The sequence below is a fragment of the Acidovorax sp. KNOB132 genome (assembly GCF_057541515.1).
Genome location: NZ_BAAJYT010000371.1, coordinates 1 through 2,745, shown reverse-complemented (window position 1 = coordinate 2,745; position 2,745 = coordinate 1). Strand labels below are relative to the sequence as shown.

At 70.5% G+C, this 2,745-nt stretch carries 2 protein-coding genes; one reads left to right on the top strand and one right to left on the bottom strand.

Features of this window, described 5'->3' with window-relative positions; genetic code table 11:
- Positions 1–118: 118 nt before the first annotated feature.
- Positions 119–1,420, bottom strand: a complete 1,302-nt coding sequence (locus tag AC27IO_RS22565) for a UDP-N-acetylglucosamine 1-carboxyvinyltransferase (RefSeq protein WP_498740876.1) — start codon at positions 1,418–1,420, stop codon at positions 119–121.
- Positions 1,421–1,738: 318 nt separating this feature from the next.
- Here AC27IO_RS22565 and AC27IO_RS22560 point away from each other — a divergent pair.
- Positions 1,739–2,745, top strand: a 1,007-nt coding sequence (locus AC27IO_RS22560; RefSeq protein ID WP_498740874.1) for an SbmA/BacA-like family transporter, incomplete at its 3' end; no start/stop codon positions are given.

The following is a 2,745-nucleotide window of genomic DNA, read 5'->3' as shown; positions in this document are numbered from 1 at the left end:
CTGCGCCACCTGCCGCCGAGCCGGCGCCTGGGCCGCGACCTGCAGCGCGTGCGCGCCGCCTACGACCTGCTGGCGCCCTGACCGCCCCCACCCAGGCGCAGAGGGCGCCTGGGCGCGGTCACTCCTCGCTCGTCCACTCCACCTGCACGCCCAGGCTGCGCAGGTTCTCCACGAAGCGCGGGTGCGCGCGCCGGATGGGCGTGGCGTTGCGGATCTCCGAGCGCCCGTCGATGCTGGCGGCCACCATGAACAGGGCGATGGCCACGCGGATGATGTAGGGGCTCTCCACCACGGCGGGCGTGAGCGCATTGCCGCCGAAGGTCACGATGCGGTGCGGGTCGGACGAGAACACGTGCGCGCCGAACTTCGACAGCTCGCCCGTCCAGCCCAGCGCCCCGTCGTACACCTTGTTCCAGAACATCGCGTTGCCCTGCGCCCGCACGCCCAGCGCGATGAAGATGGGCAGCAGGTCCACGGGAAAGTAGGGCCAGGGCGCGGCCTCCACCTTGGTCAGCACGTTGCTGGTGAAGGGCGTCTGCACGGTGAGCGGCCCCTCGCGGTGCGCGCGCGACCAGCCGTCCGCATGCTCGATGCGCACGCCGAACTTGGCGAAGGTGCGGTCAATCAACGGGAAGTTCTCCGGCGCGCTGTTGCGCACCACCACGTCGCCGCCCGTGATGGCCCCGAGGGCCAGGAAGGTGGTGATCTCGTGGAAGTCCTCGTCGAAGCGGAACTCGCCACCGCCCAGCGCCGCGCCGCCGTGCACCGTGAGGCGCGAGGTGCCGATGCCGTCGATGCGCACGCCCAGCATGGCCATGAAGCGGCAGAACTCCTGCACGTGCGGCTCCGACGCGGCGTTGTTGAGCGTGGACACGCCGCTGGCCGAGGCAGCGCACAGCACGAAGTTCTCGGTCGTGGTGACCGAGGCGTAGTCGAGCCAGTGGTGGGTGGCGTGCAGCGGCCCGGCGCAGCGCACGAGCAGCGAGCCCTGCGCGCGCTCCACCGCGCCGCCGAAGCTGCGGAACACCTCCACGTGCGGATCGATCTCGCGCACGCCGAGCGTGCAGCCCTTCACGTTGTCTTCGAGCCGCGCCACGCCGAAGCGCGCCAGCAGCGGCGGCACCAGCATGATGGACGATCGCATCTCCTCGGGCAGGCGGTGGGCGGCGGCGTCGAACGCGGTGTCCTTGTGGTGCAGTTCCAGCGTGCCGCTGGCGTGGTCCATGCGCACGTCGCTGCCCAGGGTGCGGAAGATGTCCAGGATCTTGCGCACGTCGGTGATGTCGGGCACGCCGTGCAGTGTGAGCGGCGCCTGGGTCAGCAGCGTGGCGCACAGCACGGGCAGCACGGCGTTCTTGTTGGCGGAGGGCGTGATGCGGCCACGCAGCGGCGTGCCTCCGTGCACGATGAGATTGGACATGGGCGGGATGCGGGGGAAACCCGAAAAGAAAACAGCCGGCACTGTAACCCCCTCCCCCCTGTGCGCCCGAGCGGCCGCGCTCCCCCGGGTCGCGTGCGTTTCCGTAGCCGGCCGTGGGCCGCGTCCGACAGCCCCCCGCCTGCGCGCAGCCTATCTTCGCCGCAGCGCTCCCGCCTTTCCTTTCCTACCGCCTGCATGTCTTCCTCTGCTTCTGCCGCTGCGCACCCCGCGGCAGCCACCGCGGCACCCGCCCCCGCCGCCCCCCTCGCCGCTTCCCGGCGCGCTCCCACTTTTTCCGCCGCCGCCTGGCGCCAGTTCATGAGCGTGGCCAAGCCGTACTGGCTCGGCGACAAGAAGGTCGCGGCCTGGTCCCTGCTCGGCCTGCTGGTGCTGCTGATGCTGTGCGAGACGCAGCTGGCCGTCATGCTGATCGACCGCACCGGCGAGATGACCTCGGCCCTGGCCGCCAAGGACCGCGACCGCTTCTGGGACGCGGTGCGCACCTGCCTGCTGGTGCTGGGCTTCGCCGTGCCGGTGTACGCCTTCTACTACTACATGCGCGATGCGTTCTCCAACCACTGGCGGCGCTGGCTCACGCACCGCTTCCTGGACGGCTACCTGGGCGGCCGGCGCTACTACGAGCTGAACACGCAGGGCGGCATCGACAACCCCGACCAGCGCATCAGCGAGGACATCAACACCTTCACCGGCCGCTCCACGCACTTCCTGCTGATCTTCGTCGGCGCGGGCATGCAGCTGGTGGCCTTCAGCACCGTGCTGTGGTCGATCTCCAAGGTGCTCGTGGCCTTTCTGGCGGTGTATGCCCTGCTGGGCACGGTGGTGGCGCTGTGGGTGTTCGGCGCGCCGCTCATCCGCCTCAATTTCTGGCAGCTGCGGCGCGAGGCGGATTTCCGCTTCGGGCTGATGCGGCTGCGCGAGAACGCCGAGTCGATCGCGTTCTACCGCGGCGAATCGCAGGAGCGCGCGCAGCTGGACCACAGCTTCCAGGCGGTGTTCACCAACTACGCGCGGCTCATCAAGCGCCAGCGCTCGCTCAACCTGTTCCAGCGCGCGTTCAGCCAGCTCACGGTGGTGATTCCCGCCATCATCCTGGCCGATGCGGTGCTCTCCGGCGACATGGAGGTGGGCCGCGCCATCCAGGCGGCCGGCGCGTTCGCGGCGGTGCTGGCCGCCGTCTCGCTGATCGTGGACAACTTCGAGAGCCTGAGCCGCTTCGTGGCCGGCATCGGCCGGCTGGACACGCTGGCCCAGGCCCTGCTGGGTGCGCCGGCCCGGCGCGAGGAGCCGGCGGCGCCCGAGGCGTG